The sequence below is a fragment of the Marinilactibacillus sp. 15R genome, from assembly GCF_001895285.1.
Lineage (GTDB): Bacteria > Bacillota > Bacilli > Lactobacillales > Carnobacteriaceae_A > Marinilactibacillus > Marinilactibacillus piezotolerans.
Genome location: NZ_CP017761.1, coordinates 1,912,918 through 1,928,776, shown reverse-complemented (window position 1 = coordinate 1,928,776; position 15,859 = coordinate 1,912,918). Strand labels below are relative to the sequence as shown.

The following is a 15,859-nucleotide window of genomic DNA, read 5'->3' as shown; positions in this document are numbered from 1 at the left end:
CCGACCAAACCGTTCTATTATATAAATAATCAATTAATTTGCAGTGCTGTTTCAAGTGCAATAATCATCATATCATCAAATGTCTTTTCACGTTCTTCAGAAGTAGTTTCTTCTCCAGTAAGCAGATGATCACTAATCGTAAGAAGCGAAAGAGCTTTTTTATTGTATTTTGCTGCAAGAAGATAAAGACCTGCAGCTTCCATTTCTACAGCCAGAACACCATAATCCGCTAGTTTCATCTTATCTAATTCTTTATTGTAAAAACGATCCGCACTCAACACATTACCAACTTTAATCTTCATACCTTTTTTTGAACCTATTTCGTAAGCTGTCTTGAGCAAATCAAAGTCAGCAATAGGAGAAAAATCTACTTGATTGTCGAATGTATTCTTTATAACGCTAGAATCAGTTGTTGCTGCTTGAGCTAATACAACATCTCGTATTTCGACTTCTTTCTTCATACCTCCGGCAGATCCTACACGCATAAGTGTTTCAACACCGTATTCTTGGATCAGCTCTTCTACATAAATCATAATAGAAGGAATCCCCATACCAGTGCCTTGAACGGATATTTTTTTTCCTTTATAAGTGCCTGTGTATCCAAACGCATTTCGAACCGTGTTATATTGTACAACGTCCTCTAAAAACGTCTCCGCTATATATTTTGCTCTAAGTGGGTCCCCTGGCAATAGAACAGTTTCTGCGATATCTCCATTTTTTGCATTAATATGTGTACTCATATTTATATCTCCTTTATTTTTTCAGTGTGAATCATTATCAATATATTGATTCCAAGCCTCGTCATAGACATCCATATTTGGTAAATAGTGACCATTCAATTCAAGATAAGCACTGATTTCATTATAATCTTCACTTTGCTTTGGAAAACTACCGTCATCTTCTACAGCATTCGCAAAGAGCGTAATCTCATCTTTTTTGTTTGGATCTCTACGGGTCATTAAGTAGTGGTAAAACGATCTTTTCATGCACTAGGCCTCGATTCTTTATTAGCTTCTTGCCATTCTGATCGTTCTTTTTTTTCTTGTTTATAGCGTCTAGGATTCTTTTTATAGAATTCCTGATGTTCTTCTTCTGCTTTATAAAAAGTTTCAGCTTTTTGGATTTTTGTAACAATTGGTTCCTTGTATCTGCCGCTTTGCTCTAACTGATATTTAGAATCTTTCGCTATTTTCTTTTGTTTGTCTGTATAATAGAAAATAACTGGACGATAGCTGTCTCCTCTATCCATAAATTGTCCCATTGCATCAGTAGGATCTGTTTGATTCCAATAGATTCCAACTAATTCTTCATAGCTGATTTTTGCGGAATCAAATACAATCTCTACCGCTTCAGTGTGACCAGTAGTTTGAGATTTCACTTCTTCATACGTAGGATTCTCAACATGTCCTCCAGTATAGCCTGAAGTAACAGAAATAATGCCATCTTGTTCTTCAAAAGGCTCCACCATGCACCAGAAGCAACCCCCAGCAAATATTGCTTTTTCCATTTTCCAATCATTCCTTCTTCACTATATTTCTGCCCGATTTATTAAATTATTTCTGTATCTTATCTGAAATAGTGTATCATCTTACTGCATCAAGTGGCAAATGAATATTTAGTCTAATATCATTTTCTTGTAGGTTGATACGTTCAAGTGAAAATTGTGTACCATTATCTAACGAAAATTCATTTAAATTAACAACGATAAACTGATCTTCACTATCTATTGCTATCCATTCCGGAAAATCTACTTGTCTAGATATTTGAGCCATTGCAAAGCTTATAGGTAAGTTCAAAGAGCCTATATTTAAAGATTCACCTCGAAGCTGTAGATTTCCATTTTCCAGTACATAAGGTGTCATAAATAGTGAAAATTCAATTGGAAATCCGAACACTTCTATTTCACCACTTAATTCAGCAGAGTCCTCTAAATCAAACCTAAACCCTTCAAATTCTCCATCCAGTTCCTGATTTAAATATTCATTTGTCAATCTAGTTACATCTTCTTTAGTCGTACTGACTTCAAAAATAAGATCCTCTTCAGATGTTGCAAAAGGTTCTGTGTTTTCTTCTCCCACTTTTACTGGTTGGAGCTGTACAAACAGCCATATTAATAGCCCAATTAATAATCCTATCAATATAAGAAAGGCCCATTTCCATAGATTAATTTGTTTCGTTTCTTTTTCTGTTTTTTTTGATCGCTGTTCAGCCAAAATACTCTCCCCTTTATTCTTTTTTCAGCTTATTGACTACTGAATAATCAGATTTTTCAAATCTGTTTCAATTAAATCATATAAAGCATCTGCCATAATCTGGTAACCTCTGTCATTAGGATGAAACAAATCTTCTTTATATAAATAAGGATGATTTTCATCTTCAATCTCATTTACATCGTCTACAGTATCCGAGTTGCTTCTTGTTTCATCAGGAAATTCAGCAGGATTAAATAATGAATCTATTTCAACAAAATTTACATTTTCTGTTTCTTCTGCTATCTGTTTAGTTCTAGAATTCCATGTATCAAAAACTTTTTGAAGTTGAGAGAATTCATTGAAATAATAATGGTAAGGATTATACAATCCATAAATGTAAATAATTGCTTGATTATTCAGCTCACGAATAGTTGAAAAAATAATTTTTACGTTTTCCTCATATGATTGAATCGTAGACTCAAAATCTTCCAATGAACCATTCAAACCTACTTTATCCAGATTATTGACGATATCATTCCCACCAATTGTCAATGTTATGATATCTGCTTGGGCTAATCCCGACTGAACTGTTTCATCTTCCTCAAGTAAGGTCAATAACTGTTCAGTTGTATCTCCAGAATGTCCATAATTCTGAGTTTCAACTGAACTCACCATCGAATCACTTCTCAATTGCTCAGCAACTAATGGTACATATCCCCCTCTTTTCGTACTATCTCCAACACCTTCAGTCAGAGAATCACCAATAGCTACTATATTAAGTGAAACTCTTGAAAATTCTTGATTACTCAGATTTTCGCTAGAGTTATTCCCCGAATTCGAACTGTTTGAAATAAAAGTCAGCAAACCATAACCGGCAGTTGCTGATAATATAATAACTAAAATACTGGAAATAAAAAGTTTTAAATGTTTCATGAATAACCTTCCTTAATTTTAATAAATGCTGATTAATTACCTAGTACTTTCTCTCAATATTTAATAAGATTTCATTTTTGAGATTCGCATTATTAACTATAAATGTGATATACTATTCATATCAAAAATCATTGGTTTCTACTTGAAAGTACTCAAAAGATAGTATACCAAATTATCATTATGACGTACAGAAATGAAGTCAGTTACAGGAGGTTTATTATGTCAGATAACACACCGGAAAAATTGATGTCGCGAGGATATCTCATCTGGAATGAAGTTTTAAACGCAATCACACATGGTTTAGGCTTTTTACTAAGTATAGTTGGACTAGTATTCTTGGTTAAAAAAGGACTTGAAATGGGCGGAATTGTAGAAGTTACTTCCTATGTTGTATATGGAACTACACTAATTTTACTTTATCTATGCTCCACTTTATATCATAGTCTTACTTTCACAAAAGCTAAACAAGTAATGAGAATCTTGGACCACAGTAGTATTTTTCTCTTAATTGCTGGTACCTATACTCCGTATACTTTGATTACGATTTCTGGTCGGTTAGGCGTATTATTAGCCGTTATGATATGGTCAATCGCCTTACTAGGTGTCATATATAAAACTGTCTGGTTCAAGAAATTTCAAGGATTATCTTTATGGATATATATTATCATGGGATGGATTTCATTATTCTTTCTTAATTATTTATACCAAGGATTAGGACTTGAGGGTTTCATATGGCTGGTAGCTGGCGGCTTATCTTTTACCGTTGGAGCTATATTTTATCGCATGAAATACGTACGCTTCATGCACGTTGTATGGCATTTATTCGTGCTAAGCGGTACTGTGTGTATGTTTTTCTCAATTTATTTATACACTTAAAATTATTATAAAGAAAAAAAGCACAAGCAGACTAATGAACTGACCCTTGTCAAGTAGACAATAAAATAATAAAAAATCTATATGGCAACCTGATACCGAAATTCCATCGGTGTCAGGTTGTTTTTTGTTTCTTGTAAACGTTCGAAATTATAAAATTCCATGTATTCATCAATATCTTTAATGAGTTCTTGATATAGAGTGTACTCCTTCAAATGATACGATTCGCATTTGTAGTGCCCAAAAAAGCTTTCCATTGGTGCGTTATCAATACATTTCCCCACTCTAGACATACTACGTGTAATTCCAGCTTCTGTCGTGATTTGACGGTACTGTTTAGAGGTATATTGAGAACCACGATCGCTGTGAAGAATCGGTGTCGCTTTTGGATTCTGCTTAAGGGCTTCTTTTAAAGTCTCCATAACTAAAGCATAATCGTTATTCTTGCTTATTTTGTAGGCGATAACGGTTCCATCATAAAGATCTTTAAGGGCACTTAAATAGGCCTTTTGACCCTTTCCGTATTGTAAATAAGTGATATCCGTTACCCATTTTTGATTTGGTTTATCTGCTTTGAACTGACGATTCAAAATATTCTCTTCGATATTGACATAGCTCGTTTTCGTACAATATCCTTTGGAGCGTCGAATGTGCGATTTTAGCCCCATTTTAAGCATGAGTCTCCGAATTTGTTTGCGGTCATATCTTGCTTCGATACCCTTTTGTTCATTCTCTTTATTTAGATAATGCGTGATCCGTCTATATCCAAAAATGCCTTTATATTTATAAAACATTTTTTTGATCCGTTCCATCAATCGCTGATGATCAATTTCTCTAGTTGAAGGGACATGGTGCACCCATTTATAGTAGCCAGAACGAGAAACACCCAAAATAGTACACAATAAGTGAATAGGATATCTATTTTCTTGGTGAAATTCATACACTGCTTGAAACTCATCTAAACAAGATCCTATACGGGCCGATTCCTCCTTTCGATTTCCTTTAACTTTTTTATTAGACCATTTTCAGCTTCTAAATATTGATTTCTTTCTTCTAATTCTTTAATCCGTAGTTTATAGTTTTCTTCCTCTGTAAGAGATTCTTTGGGTTTGGATTTTAGAGTATGTCCACGGCGGTCACGAAGTGCTTCAGGACCGTTCGCTTTGTACTTGCGTACCCATCCATAGACTTGTTGGTAAGAAACATGATAGACTGTTTCCGCCTTGTGATAATCCAAATTATTGGCTATTGTGAATTGAACAATTTCAATTCTTTCTTTCCAGGTTGTTTTGCGCCCCTTATTCATCTGATTATTCCACCTTTTACTAGTTGGTTTAAACCCTTTTGATTATTACGCGCTTATAGACCCGCCTATTCGCAAGAATGAGTCTCTCAATATCCATTACAAGTCCACTTGTTCGTGCTTAGAGTCCACTAAATAGCCACGCTCGGTGAAAGCGTGGCTTGTTGTGACAGGATTTAGTTAGTACTTGCTTTAGCTAACTGTTCTCGCATATTTAATTGACCTGTATCAAACCATACGGCATTATGCACGATTCTATCCATAATGGCGTCCGCATGAACACCGCCTCCTAATCTTTTATGCCAATCTGACTTTCTAAATTGTGTACAATAGATGGTGGAGCCGGAGTCGTAGCGACGTTCAATGATTTCGAAGAGAAATTTCAGGTCATCTTCTGATAAATCATCTAGTAGCCATTCATCAATAACTAGCAGGCTATAATTTGAGAATTTTGTGATGAGGTTGGTTACACCTTTAGGTTTAAGTGTCGCTTCGTCTCGCTCTATTAATAAGTCAGGCAAACGAATATAGCGTGTTCGAATTTCTCGTTTACACGCTTCTCGTCCTAAAGCGCAGGCTAAATAGGTCTTTCCTGACCCAGTGAAGCCCTGAAAAATAATGTTTCTTCGGTGATTGATATAGCTGCAGGTGGCTAATTCATTAAGTGTCTGACGATCAATATCTCGTTTGTCATAATGAATAGCAGAAACAGTTGCGTTTTGAATACGAAATTTGGATCGTTTAATTAATCCATTCACCCGTTTATTGTATTTCTCTTGATATAGATGGTCAGTACCCAGTTGAAGTCGTTCATCAAAAGACAGTTGTCGTGTATCATTGTCCATCTCTTGAATTTCTAAAGCGTCTACTAATTCACTTAAATCCATTTGACGTAATTTTCTAATCGTTTCGTTATCAATCATTCTTATCGCCTCCATAATAGTCTGATCCTCTCACGAATCCCATGGATTCTTTATAGTTGGTCTCTGCATGTTCAATCGCTTCATTATTAACAGGATTCGTTAATATTGCCTTTAGTTGACGGTATCTTGGGGAATGGACACGTTCTAAAGCTATTTGACAAGCCTTCTCTAAAGAAGCATTTGAATACTTCTTCGATAAATTGAGAACAGATAAGCACGATTGATATCCTTGTTCTTTGAGTGGTAGGTTTTCAAAGATACGCTGAATCACTTTATGGGTGAAAGGTCCAATTTTTTGTGCCCAATTTAATAGTCGTTGGTCATTCCATTCGAGTTGATTAAATTGATCTGGTAGATGTTCTGGCAAGGTTGAAAAGTTATATTCTTTATATGATGGGAATCGTTTGTGAGTCGCAATTCGTTCATTTTGATAATAAATTTCAAGAAAGTTATCTGTTACTTTTAAATCAACGCTCTTTTTGACATATTGATAGGGACAAGAGTAATTATTCTTTTGATACGTAATATGACAATCCAGTTTTACTTTTCTTCCGTAAACCCATTCTGATATTTCGTATGGAACAGAAGGCAAGGCACGCAAAAATTCCTGTTCTGACTCTTTAAAAACAAGCGAACGACTGCCTTCACGCTTTTGAAATTCTTTATTATTATAAATTTCCAATTTCTCACGAACAGCTAATTTTAGTTCTCCCATTGTTGTATATATTTCATTTCTTAATGAAGCAATAACTGCCGTTGCAATTTTACCAACCGCTCCTTCAACCGCTGCTTTCTGTTTAGGTTTTCTTACCTGAGCAGGCATAATGGCCATAACATAATGGTTTGCGAGAGCTTCATATTGTTCGTTTAAAACGATGTCACCCTCTTTGGGGTGAGTTATTACACCGGTCTTCAAATTGTCGCATATTAAACGAATTGTGGTACCGTCAAAATAGGTGAACATATTTATATGGCAACGTAGCCAGGTATCACTTTTCATATCAAGCGTTGGTTCCACATAAGTGTATTGACTATAAGGAAGAGCTCCTACAAACAGATAGACAGTGGTTATTTCACCTGTGTCTGGATTTAATAAACTCATGGTTGAACCACTCCAGTCAACTTGAATTGAGACGCCAGGTTTATGTTTCAAATGATTCGTTAAGCGATATTGATCAATGTGCTTTTGATAATCTTCGCAAAACTTAGTATATCCAACTGCAATACCGTGGGTATTCTTACACTTATCCACGTACTCTTGCCATAAGAGCTTAAGGGTCACACCTACACCTTGAAGTTCCTTATGGACTTTTTCGTAGTCAGGAAGTGTGTATAAAACTTCTGACTGATGTCGTTCAGGGAAGAATTTTCGATACACCTCATTTTCAGATAGCTCTTTTATATCTTCGTAGGAGAGATTAAATCGATCTGCTCGTTGGAAGACATCACTAACTGAACTACGTCCTACTTTCTGTGTTTTAGCAATCATGTTTCGAGAAAAACCTTGATCTCGATACTGCATCACTAACTTCACTGGAATCTTTCTGGCCATAAAAATAGCCTCCTTCATGTATTTTTTAGAAGTTTTACCTTCTAAAATTACTATACATAAAAGAGACTAGTAAGTGGACTTGATGTGCGAATTGATTGCCTTGAAGTGCAAATTCGAGCAGATAACAGAGGAGGACTTGATTCGTGAATTGGTGGACTCGGATTGGATATTGATGGACCTGTGAGCGCGAAATAATCACCTTTACCACTAGTATAAAGCTTTATCCACTTACGTAAAACGGAAGAAGAAGAAATATTGAACTTCTCACAAGTTTTCTGTACCCCCATAGCCTCCTTCAAATAATATTCTACAGCTTTTGTTTTCAGTTGAGGAGAATAGCGCTTCCAAGTCTTGGACTCTGTTAATCCTGCCACGCCATCTCCTTTATATTTTGCGATCCACCTTTTAACTGTTTCAGGAGCGACTTCGAGTTGTTTCGCCATTTTTTTAATCGAACGGTTTCCTTCCATCACATTTAGAACAGCTTCTAAACGTTCATCTAGGGTATGCTTCGTTATTCTTTTAGACATCAAAAAACTCCCTTTATAGTGTCAGAGAATTTTTATTATTTCTCTGTCCACTATAAAGGGAGCATATCAGTCTGCTTGTGCTTTTTTTATTTTCTTTTATAAATCAGAAAGGTATGAGCATGAATATTATGCTCATCTACTACTCCAATTCTTTTTTCAATTATTTCAAAATCATCGTAATTAATTTCTGCCATCATAGTGTCACCATCAAACTTATCATGTATCAATGTTTTATACAGCATATCAACCTCTGATTTAAATAATTCAAAAATATCTGCTCCTCCAATAATATGGATCGGCTTATCAGTTTCAGCAATATACTCTAGAACTTCTTCTTTTGAATGCAATACGAGGACATTATCAATTACTAGATCCTTATTTCTAGTAAGCACAACATTCTTTCTATTCTTGAGTGGTGGGTTAGGAATGGATTCAAAGGTTTTCCTACCCATAAGAACATTTCCAGTCATAGTGATTTCTTTAAAAAATTTCATATCATTTGGTAAATTCCATGGTAATGAACCATTTTTTCCAATAACACCATTTTCATCTTCAGCCCATACAAACGTTAACATTACAACACCCTCTTCTTTAATTGTCTAGTACAACTTTATCGAAACTGCATGGTTGCATCAAACAAATATATTTAGAAAACTCTTTCTTTTTAATAAAATCAGTCATTAAACAGCTCTTGAATAAAGAACTTACTTAACTCTTTTATCGATTCAAACTTATCTTTGTAACAGCAAATAAATGATTATCAACATTCAATGTTGGATTTACATATGATATATAATTTCCAGTTCTACTGTTCTTCTACCTATTATTCAGCACTTTAGTTTTTAAACTGCTATGGGTGCTTTGATACCTTTATGAGGTCTATATCCAACAACTTTGATATCATCCATCTCAAACTCAAAAATACTTTTCTTATCTTTATTTAATTCTAAAGTTGGTAGAGTTAGAGGTTCTCTTGATAATTGTTCTTTAATTTGATCCATATGATTCAAATAAAGATGTGCGTCACCTAATGTATGCACAAATTCCCCTACTTCTAATCCAGTTTCATGAGCAATTAAATGAGTGAGCAAAGCATAACTTGCAATATTAAACGGCACGCCTAAAAAAACATCTCCACTACGCTGATATAATTGACAGCTTAGTTTTCCATCTTGAACATAAAACTGGAATAATGTATGACATGGTGGCAAGGCCATATGCGGAACTTCTTCAGGGTTCCACGCAGAAACAATATGTCTCCTTGAATTTGGATTATTTCTAATTGAATCGATCACATTCTGGATTTGATCAATTGTATTCCCATCGGTTGTTGGCCATGTTCTCCATTGAGCACCATAAACATTTCCTAGTGTTCCATATTTTTCAGAAAATGATTCATCTTTAAGAATTCTTAGGTTGAACTTTTCTTTTTCTTTTTGATACGTTTCATTAAATGCTTCATCCTGTTGAGATCTAAGACCAAAATTTGTCATATCAGGTCCAGTATAATCTTCTGATCCAACATAACGTTCAAATGCCCATTCATCCCATATATGATTATTATTTTCTAGAAGATATTTTATATTGGTATCTCCTTTTAAAAACCATAATAATTCACTTTTAATCAGTTTAAAGTATACTCTTTTAGTTGTTAATAGAGGAAATCCTTTTTGCAGATCAAAACGCATCTGGTGCCCGAAAACAGACTTAGTGCCTGTCCCTGTTCGATCCTCTCGCAGGCTGCCATCGTCTAAAATTCTTTGTGCTAAATCTAAATATTCTTGCTCCATTTTCAATTAGCTCCCTTTATATATATTCACTTAAATATTCCCAGCGTTCCATTTTTTCAGTCAGCTTTTGTTGGAATTTTTTTTGTTTATCACTTAAGTCACCAATCACTGTATAGTCGCTGCCTGCTTGATTCATCTCTTCTTGGATGTTTTCAAGTTCAGCTTCTAAATCAAAAATTTCTTCTTCAATTGTATCCCATTCTTTTTGTTCTAAATAAGTTAATTTGATTTTTTCTTTTTTCTTTTCTTCATTATAGTTCTTTTTTTCAGGCAAATCAGTTTTTACAGGTTGTTTTACTGCCTTTTCTTCTTGTTGCATCAAGTATTCTGACATTTTCCCATAATAGTCGTCAATCTTTCCATTACCTTGAAAAATCAAAAGTTTAGTGGCAATTTTATCTAAAAAATATCGATCATGTGATACAGCAATAACAGCTCCGGAAAAAGTTTGAATATAATCTTCTAATACAGTTAGCGTTTGAATATCTAAATCATTAGTTGGTTCATCAAGTAACAAAACATTGGGTTGCTGCATCAATAATTTTAGTAAATAAAGTCTTCTTTTCTCTCCACCAGAGAGCCGGCTTATAATTGTACCATGAGTTGAACGATCAAATAAAAATTGTTCTAATAGTTGTGAAACACTCAAGCTCGTTCCATCTGCTAACCTGACTTCTTCAGCAACTTCCTGTAAATAAGATATAACTCTCTTATTTTCATCCATCGCTTCATTTGTCTGTGTGTAATAAGCAATCTTAACGGTTTCTCCTACTTCAATAATGCCACTTTCTAGTGGTAGTATCCCTGCAAGAATATTTAAAAATGTTGTTTTCCCAGAACCATTTTCTCCTGTTATGCCGATTCGATCTTTTTGCTGAATTAAAAGATTATACTGATTTAAAATGACTTGCTCATCACGATGAAAAGTTGCCTGTTCTAGTTCTAATACTTTTTTGCCTAGTCGACTGCCTGATAAATTCATATCTAAGGAACCATTCGTATCATATTTAGATACAGATTCCTTTAAATCCGTAAAACGGTCAATTCTAGCTTGCTGTTTTGTTCCTCTAGCTTTTACCCCAGCACGCATCCATGCAAGTTCTTGTTTATATAACTGTTTCTGCTTATGACTCTTCTGGGCAGCAGTTTCTTCTCTTTCAGCTTTCAGTTGAATATAATTCTGATAATTACCAATATATTTTTCAAGTCTTCCATGAGTTAATTCAACTATATAATTCACAACATGATCTAAAAAATATCGATCATGGGTGACCAAAAGCAAAGCTCCTTTATAAGACATCAAAAAATTTTCCAGCCATTTAATCATCTCAAAATCTAAGTGGTTAGTCGGCTCATCTAGTATCAGTAAATCCGGTTCTTGTATAAGTACTTGAGCTAATGCGACTCTTTTCTGCTGACCTCCAGATAATTCACCTACAATCAGCTGCATATTTGTAATACCTAAACGATTTAAAATCGCTTTAGCTCTTGCGCTTGAGTTCCAGGCATTTTCACTATTCATTTTTTGTTCGGCTTTAGCAAATATATTTTGAGCTCTTTCATTCATTGGATCTTCTGTCAGCAGCTGAAGGGCTGCTTCATAATTTCGAACGGTTACCATCAGTGGTGTATCTCCATCGAAAACAGTATTTAATACAGTTTGTGATTCATCCAGTGTACTGATTTGTTCTAAATAACCAATTCTATAATCGTTAGGTTGGGTTATATCACCAGTATCTGGTGATAATTGTTTTGTTAGTATTTTAAGTAAACTCGTCTTTCCGGTTCCGTTTACTCCTATCAATCCTATGCGCTGTCCTTCAGTAATTGAGAAAGTTATTGAATCAAATAACTGTTTCATTCCATATGAATGAGTCAAATTTTCGATTTTAAGTTCTTTCATCTAGACCCACTCCTCTTTTCTGTATTACTTATATTCTATCATATACTGGATCCATTGTGCTTCAAAAACAGGAATTAAGTTATAGATATCATACTTGGCTTTTTGTCTTCAAGTTATTCCAAGATTGCTTAATTAATTAAATTTCTATATACTAGACGTAAGCGTATTAATAAATATAACCTCAATACAATAAATAGGAGGATTATCATGACTTCAGGTAAAGTGAAATGGTTTAGTAATCAAAAAGGATATGGATTTATTGAATATAATGAGCATGATGATGTATTTGTTCATTTTACTGGAATTGAAAAAGAAGGGTATAAAAGTCTGGAAGAAGGACAACTCGTTGAATTTTCAATTGTTGAAGGCAACCGTGGTCCTCAAGCAACTAAAGTTCAAGTGATTGAACCTGCATCTGAATGATGATATATACAAAAAGGATTAGACAATTGTCTAATCCTTTTTACTGTATCTAATTTACTACATTGATATTTAAATTATATTTTTCAAGTCGCTGCAAAAAGAGCTGCTGACTATGTTTATTAAGATAAAATACAATTGTTTTCTGATCAGTAGTTAAAGTAACTTCCCCTCCTGGATTGCTTATTACTACTGAGGTTATGTTATCAAGTTCAACTACACGATCTTTAATACCGGCAAAATAACAAAGCTGGAGTTTTTCTTCGCTGATCCTTAAATATGTTTCTTTTTTTAAATAAAATAATATTAATGCAAGTATTAAAAATAAAACGGTTCCCCAGTTAAAGCTTTCAATCGTAGTTGTAAAAACGACTGCCACGCAGAAAGATATAAAAATACTAGAGAGATAGATCGTTTGAAATGCTGGTTCTAAGTTCAATTTTATCTTGATATTAGTTTTAACATTTGATTCTGCTTTTATATTCATTATCTCAATACTCCTACTTAAATTAATCGAAAGGATGACAATATGTTAAAAGTATACACCGATGCTGCTGTAAATGGCAATCCTGGTTCTGCCGGTATAGGCATTGTGATTTCAGGAAATGGGATTTACGAACAGCTTGCTATTCCTTTGTCAGGTAAATGGGATAATCATTCAGCTGAGTGGGAAGCCATGCGTATAGCCATTAAATGGGTAGAAACAAATCAGACTCTTGATTCCTTAATCCTATTGTATACCGACAGTCAAGTTGTCGCACGCTCAATCAGTAAAAAATATGTAAAAAATATTAATTTTAAACCATTTTTAACTGACTGTTTATCTTCACTGAATCATTTTCCTTTTTATGAAATCCACTGGATACCAGAAAAACAAAACAAAGGTGCGGATAATCTTGCCAAACAAGGACTCCAAAAAGCAATAAATAGTTGAAGCATAATTTGTTTTATCCTTATAAAGCTATTATTACAGAAATTAATTTATTTTAACAATGATGGCTTTTTCAAGTTTATCATCCTTAATTTGAATATTCTTCATTACAAATCCATATTCTTTAAACATCAAAATACTGCTATCGCTTTTATATGCTCTTTTGCTTTCATTAATGTAAAAATCATTCAGATTACTGTAACGATTTATTGGTAAATCAAGTCCTATTTTTGCTGCAATTTTATCGATTGGAGCTTTCCCGCTAACTTGCCAAGATCCTTGATTAAGCGGTTTAATGTCTAGTGAATCTCCTGACATCAAAATATTATCATTAAATTCACCCACGATTTGTTCAAGTAAGTCATTCATTGTGATAATTCCACTCGTTCCACCAAATTCATCAATTACTACAGCAAAACGGTCTTTAGTCTGTTTCATGTTACGAAACAAAACATCTGCTTTTACAGTTTCTAAAACATAATTTACTGGTCTAATAATTATGTTCTTCAAGTATTCTATATCCTTGTCATTTACTCTAAAGTAATCTTTAGTATAAAGAATACCTATAATATTATCTGTAGATTCTTTACAAACAGGATAAATAGAATGCTGTCCCTCGCGGATGGTTTTTTCCCAGTTTTTTTCTGTATCATCCATCCATAAAAAAACAACTTCAGTTCTATGGGTCATAATATTTTCTATTGATATATCATCAAATTCAAAAACATTATGGATCATAGTCTCTTCATCTGGAAGTATTTGACCCTTTTTAGCTCCGATATCTAACATTAATCGAATTTCTTCTTCTGTATTTTCGTTTTCATCCTCGTTTGTGTTTAATCCAAATAAACGCACAATACCCGTTGTAGATGCAGAGAATAATCGAACGACCGGGGTAAACATTTTGGAAATAACAGACACTAGTCCTGACAAGAATAGAGCAATCTTTTCTGGATTTTTTAATGCGATTTGTTTAGGAACCAATTCTCCCAGTACAACAGTGAAGTAAGTAAGTAGTAAGGTTATAACCACCAAAGAAATAATACTAAGTACGGCCTCTGGAATAGCAATGCCAATAGAAGATAAGAGACTGACTAACCGGCTGGAAAAGTTCTCGGTAGCAACAGCACTGCTAAGTAAATTAACTAACGTTATTCCAATTTGTATGGTAGCTAAAAAATCTGAGGAATTCTCAGTTAATTTTTTTAATCGAACAGCTCGTTTATCTCCATTTTGAGCCATACGTTCTAATTTGTTGTCATTAATTGTGATCACTGCAATTTCAGCGCTGGCAAATATTGCATTTAAAAATATAAAGATGAACTGCAGTGCTAATAACCACACCAATGAAATATCTGACAAGTAAACACCCTCCATTAACATTTATCTATTTACTTTATTATAAACTAATTTCATTTAAATTTCTCTCATAGATGTCTTTCTGATTAAATCCACCAATTTTTTACTTAAAGCATTTATTGAAAAATCAATTTTTATAGTATATTCTTTTTATCTTAAATCTTTATTAATTCAAATACGAAATATTGATTATAAGGTCTGGTTAGTCTATTATTGATAAGAAATGGAGGCTTGTAATTTGCATAATAATCTAGCTAGTTGGATCATTAGTTTTATAAAAGGTATGTTTATAGGGTCTGGTGCTATCTTACCTGGAGTAAGTGGTGGAGCATTGGCAGCAGTTTTCGGGATTTATGAAAAGTTGATTCAGTTTATTTCTAATATCAAAAAAGATTTCTTATACAATATATTATATTTTTTACCCGTCGGTTTAGGTAGTTTGTTTGGAATTGTTATATTAGCTCGTCCCATAGAGTCGCTTCTTGTTAATCATCCTGTCTATATCCTGCTCTTTTTCATGGGATGTATCTTTGGGACAGTTCCTCTTTTGTATGCGCAAGCTGGCATACATGGACGTACTATCAAACATCTTGTTCTTACAATACTTACTGCAGTGATATCTTTCATTCTTCTTGTATCAGCAAATGTTTTTTTAGATATACAAGTAGCACAAACGACTTTTACTTGGATATTAGTTGGAATGATTTTCGCATTTGGATTTATTGTCCCAGGTTTAAGTCCGTCTAATTTTCTCATATACATGAATTTATATGAACCATTGACTGGTGCTATAGGAGATTTGAATTTTTCTATACTGATACCTGTATCATTCGGAATAGTACTTTGTGTAATCATATTCTCAAAACTGATTAACCATTTAATGAATTTATACTATACAACGATATTCCACTTTATTTTAGGGATTGTTATTGCTTCTACAGTAATCATTTTTCCTACTATGGAACAATTCAGTGCTTTAACGATTAGTGAAATTATATTCGCCTTTATACTTGCCGCATTAGGTCTTTGTCTCGGACTTTGGATGGGTAAACTGGAAACAAAATATAAGTCGGAAGATTAAATTTCATTAATGTAGCTAACACGATAAGAAGTCAAAATAACATCTGCTGAACAAAAATGTTTTTAAACA

At 33.8% G+C, this 15,859-nt stretch carries 19 protein-coding genes; 4 read left to right on the top strand and 15 right to left on the bottom strand.

Annotation, left to right across the window (positions count from 1 at the left end):
* Positions 1-29: 29 nt before the first annotated feature.
* The 5 genes from deoD to BKP56_RS09580 all read right to left on the bottom strand — a co-directional run bounded on the left by deoD (position 30) and on the right by BKP56_RS09580 (position 3,125).
* Positions 30-740 carry a purine-nucleoside phosphorylase gene (deoD, locus tag BKP56_RS09600; protein ID WP_072694868.1) on the bottom strand — a complete coding sequence of 237 codons (711 nt, stop codon included), beginning with the start codon at positions 738-740 and terminating at the stop codon, positions 30-32.
* 21 nt (positions 741-761) lie between these two features.
* The gene (locus tag BKP56_RS09595; protein ID WP_072694867.1) at positions 762-986 is read right to left on the bottom strand and encodes a YozE family protein; all 225 of its coding nucleotides are present in this window, start codon (positions 984-986) and stop codon (positions 762-764) included.
* Positions 983-1,507: a peptide-methionine (S)-S-oxide reductase MsrA gene (gene msrA / locus BKP56_RS09590; RefSeq protein ID WP_072694866.1), complete on the bottom strand. Its 525-nt coding sequence runs from the start codon at positions 1,505-1,507 to the stop codon at positions 983-985. Before msrA ends, BKP56_RS09595 begins: the two co-directional genes overlap by 4 nt.
* 76 nt (positions 1,508-1,583) lie before the next feature.
* Positions 1,584-2,213, bottom strand: a complete 630-nt coding sequence (locus tag BKP56_RS09585) for a YpmS family protein (protein WP_072694865.1) — start codon at positions 2,211-2,213, stop codon at positions 1,584-1,586.
* A 36-nt stretch (positions 2,214-2,249) separates the two neighbouring features.
* Positions 2,250-3,125, bottom strand: coding sequence for a GDSL-type esterase/lipase family protein (locus tag BKP56_RS09580; protein ID WP_072694864.1), 876 nt, complete (start codon positions 3,123-3,125; stop codon positions 2,250-2,252).
* Between the two features lie 219 nt (positions 3,126-3,344).
* Here BKP56_RS09580 and trhA point away from each other — a divergent pair, with 219 nt between their 5' ends.
* Complete coding sequence (gene trhA / locus BKP56_RS09575) at positions 3,345-4,001, top strand: PAQR family membrane homeostasis protein TrhA (RefSeq protein ID WP_072694863.1); 657 nt, start codon at positions 3,345-3,347, stop codon at positions 3,999-4,001.
* 77 nt (positions 4,002-4,078) lie between these two features.
* Here trhA and BKP56_RS09570 read toward each other — a convergent pair whose 3' ends face one another.
* From BKP56_RS09570 to BKP56_RS09535, 8 genes are all read right to left on the bottom strand, one after another.
* Positions 4,079-4,942, bottom strand: coding sequence for an IS3 family transposase (locus BKP56_RS09570; RefSeq protein WP_198033939.1), 864 nt, complete (start codon positions 4,940-4,942; stop codon positions 4,079-4,081).
* Positions 4,943-4,968: 26 nt separating this feature from the next.
* The gene (locus tag BKP56_RS09565; protein ID WP_072694862.1) at positions 4,969-5,304 is read right to left on the bottom strand and encodes a helix-turn-helix domain-containing protein; all 336 of its coding nucleotides are present in this window, start codon (positions 5,302-5,304) and stop codon (positions 4,969-4,971) included.
* Positions 5,305-5,477: 173 nt separating this feature from the next.
* On the bottom strand, positions 5,478-6,224 hold the full coding sequence (locus BKP56_RS09560) for an ATP-binding protein (protein WP_072694861.1): 747 nt from the start codon (positions 6,222-6,224) through the stop codon (positions 5,478-5,480).
* Positions 6,217-7,776 (bottom strand): IS21 family transposase, encoded by a 1,560-nt coding sequence (gene istA, locus BKP56_RS09555; protein ID WP_072694860.1) that lies wholly within the window; start codon positions 7,774-7,776, stop codon positions 6,217-6,219. The genes BKP56_RS09560 and istA overlap by 8 nt, the downstream gene beginning before the upstream one ends.
* 50 nt (positions 7,777-7,826) lie before the next feature.
* Positions 7,827-8,306 (bottom strand): helix-turn-helix domain-containing protein, encoded by a 480-nt coding sequence (locus BKP56_RS09550; protein ID WP_072694859.1) that lies wholly within the window; start codon positions 8,304-8,306, stop codon positions 7,827-7,829.
* 86 nt (positions 8,307-8,392) lie between these two features.
* Positions 8,393-8,881 (bottom strand): dihydrofolate reductase, encoded by a 489-nt coding sequence (locus tag BKP56_RS09545; protein WP_072694858.1) that lies wholly within the window; start codon positions 8,879-8,881, stop codon positions 8,393-8,395.
* A gap of 267 nt (positions 8,882-9,148) precedes the next feature.
* Positions 9,149-10,096 (bottom strand): thymidylate synthase, encoded by a 948-nt coding sequence (locus tag BKP56_RS09540; RefSeq protein WP_072694857.1) that lies wholly within the window; start codon positions 10,094-10,096, stop codon positions 9,149-9,151.
* Between the two features lie 16 nt (positions 10,097-10,112).
* Positions 10,113-11,957, bottom strand: a complete 1,845-nt coding sequence (locus BKP56_RS09535; protein ID WP_442914833.1) for an ABC-F family ATP-binding cassette domain-containing protein — start codon at positions 11,955-11,957, stop codon at positions 10,113-10,115.
* A gap of 249 nt (positions 11,958-12,206) precedes the next feature.
* On the opposite strand from BKP56_RS09535, the gene BKP56_RS09530 reads away from it, so the two are divergent.
* On the top strand, positions 12,207-12,422 hold the full coding sequence (locus tag BKP56_RS09530) for a cold-shock protein (RefSeq protein ID WP_072694855.1): 216 nt from the start codon (positions 12,207-12,209) through the stop codon (positions 12,420-12,422).
* 49 nt (positions 12,423-12,471) lie between these two features.
* Here the strand turns inward: BKP56_RS09530 and BKP56_RS09525 are convergent, their stop codons facing one another.
* The gene (locus tag BKP56_RS09525; RefSeq protein WP_072694854.1) at positions 12,472-12,906 is read right to left on the bottom strand and encodes an EbsA family protein; all 435 of its coding nucleotides are present in this window, start codon (positions 12,904-12,906) and stop codon (positions 12,472-12,474) included.
* Positions 12,907-12,948: 42 nt separating this feature from the next.
* Between BKP56_RS09525 and BKP56_RS09520 the strand changes: the two genes are divergently transcribed.
* Positions 12,949-13,353: a ribonuclease HI family protein gene (locus tag BKP56_RS09520; protein WP_072694853.1), complete on the top strand. Its 405-nt coding sequence runs from the start codon at positions 12,949-12,951 to the stop codon at positions 13,351-13,353.
* A gap of 42 nt (positions 13,354-13,395) precedes the next feature.
* Here the strand turns inward: BKP56_RS09520 and BKP56_RS09515 are convergent, their stop codons facing one another.
* A complete protein-coding gene (locus tag BKP56_RS09515) occupies positions 13,396-14,712 on the bottom strand; it encodes a hemolysin family protein (protein ID WP_072694852.1) in 1,317 nt (438 codons plus the stop codon).
* A 235-nt stretch (positions 14,713-14,947) separates the two neighbouring features.
* On the opposite strand from BKP56_RS09515, the gene BKP56_RS09510 reads away from it, so the two are divergent.
* Complete coding sequence (locus tag BKP56_RS09510; protein ID WP_232226874.1) at positions 14,948-15,790, top strand: DUF368 domain-containing protein; 843 nt, start codon at positions 14,948-14,950, stop codon at positions 15,788-15,790.
* The last annotated feature ends 69 nt before the right edge of the window (positions 15,791-15,859 follow it).

Coding starts and splice junctions, on each gene's coding strand:
- deoD (WP_072694868.1), bottom strand. CDS start 740: ATGAGTACACATATTAATGCAAAAAATGGAGATATCGCAGAAACTGTT.
- BKP56_RS09595 (WP_072694867.1), bottom strand. CDS start 986: ATGAAAAGATCGTTTTACCACTACTTAATGACCCGTAGAGATCCAAAC.
- msrA (WP_072694866.1), bottom strand. CDS start 1,507: ATGGAAAAAGCAATATTTGCTGGGGGTTGCTTCTGGTGCATGGTGGAG.
- BKP56_RS09580 (WP_072694864.1), bottom strand. CDS start 3,125: ATGAAACATTTAAAACTTTTTATTTCCAGTATTTTAGTTATTATATTA.
- trhA (WP_072694863.1), top strand. CDS start 3,345: ATGTCAGATAACACACCGGAAAAATTGATGTCGCGAGGATATCTCATC.
- BKP56_RS09565 (WP_072694862.1), bottom strand. CDS start 5,304: ATGAATAAGGGGCGCAAAACAACCTGGAAAGAAAGAATTGAAATTGTT.
- BKP56_RS09560 (WP_072694861.1), bottom strand. CDS start 6,224: ATGATTGATAACGAAACGATTAGAAAATTACGTCAAATGGATTTAAGT.
- istA (WP_072694860.1), bottom strand. CDS start 7,776: ATGGCCAGAAAGATTCCAGTGAAGTTAGTGATGCAGTATCGAGATCAA.
- BKP56_RS09550 (WP_072694859.1), bottom strand. CDS start 8,306: ATGTCTAAAAGAATAACGAAGCATACCCTAGATGAACGTTTAGAAGCT.
- BKP56_RS09545 (WP_072694858.1), bottom strand. CDS start 8,881: ATGTTAACGTTTGTATGGGCTGAAGATGAAAATGGTGTTATTGGAAAA.
- BKP56_RS09540 (WP_072694857.1), bottom strand. CDS start 10,096: ATGGAGCAAGAATATTTAGATTTAGCACAAAGAATTTTAGACGATGGC.
- BKP56_RS09535 (WP_442914833.1), bottom strand. CDS start 11,957: ATGAAACAGTTATTTGATTCAATAACTTTCTCAATTACTGAAGGACAG.
- BKP56_RS09530 (WP_072694855.1), top strand. CDS start 12,207: ATGACTTCAGGTAAAGTGAAATGGTTTAGTAATCAAAAAGGATATGGA.
- BKP56_RS09525 (WP_072694854.1), bottom strand. CDS start 12,906: ATGAATATAAAAGCAGAATCAAATGTTAAAACTAATATCAAGATAAAA.
- BKP56_RS09520 (WP_072694853.1), top strand. CDS start 12,949: ATGTTAAAAGTATACACCGATGCTGCTGTAAATGGCAATCCTGGTTCT.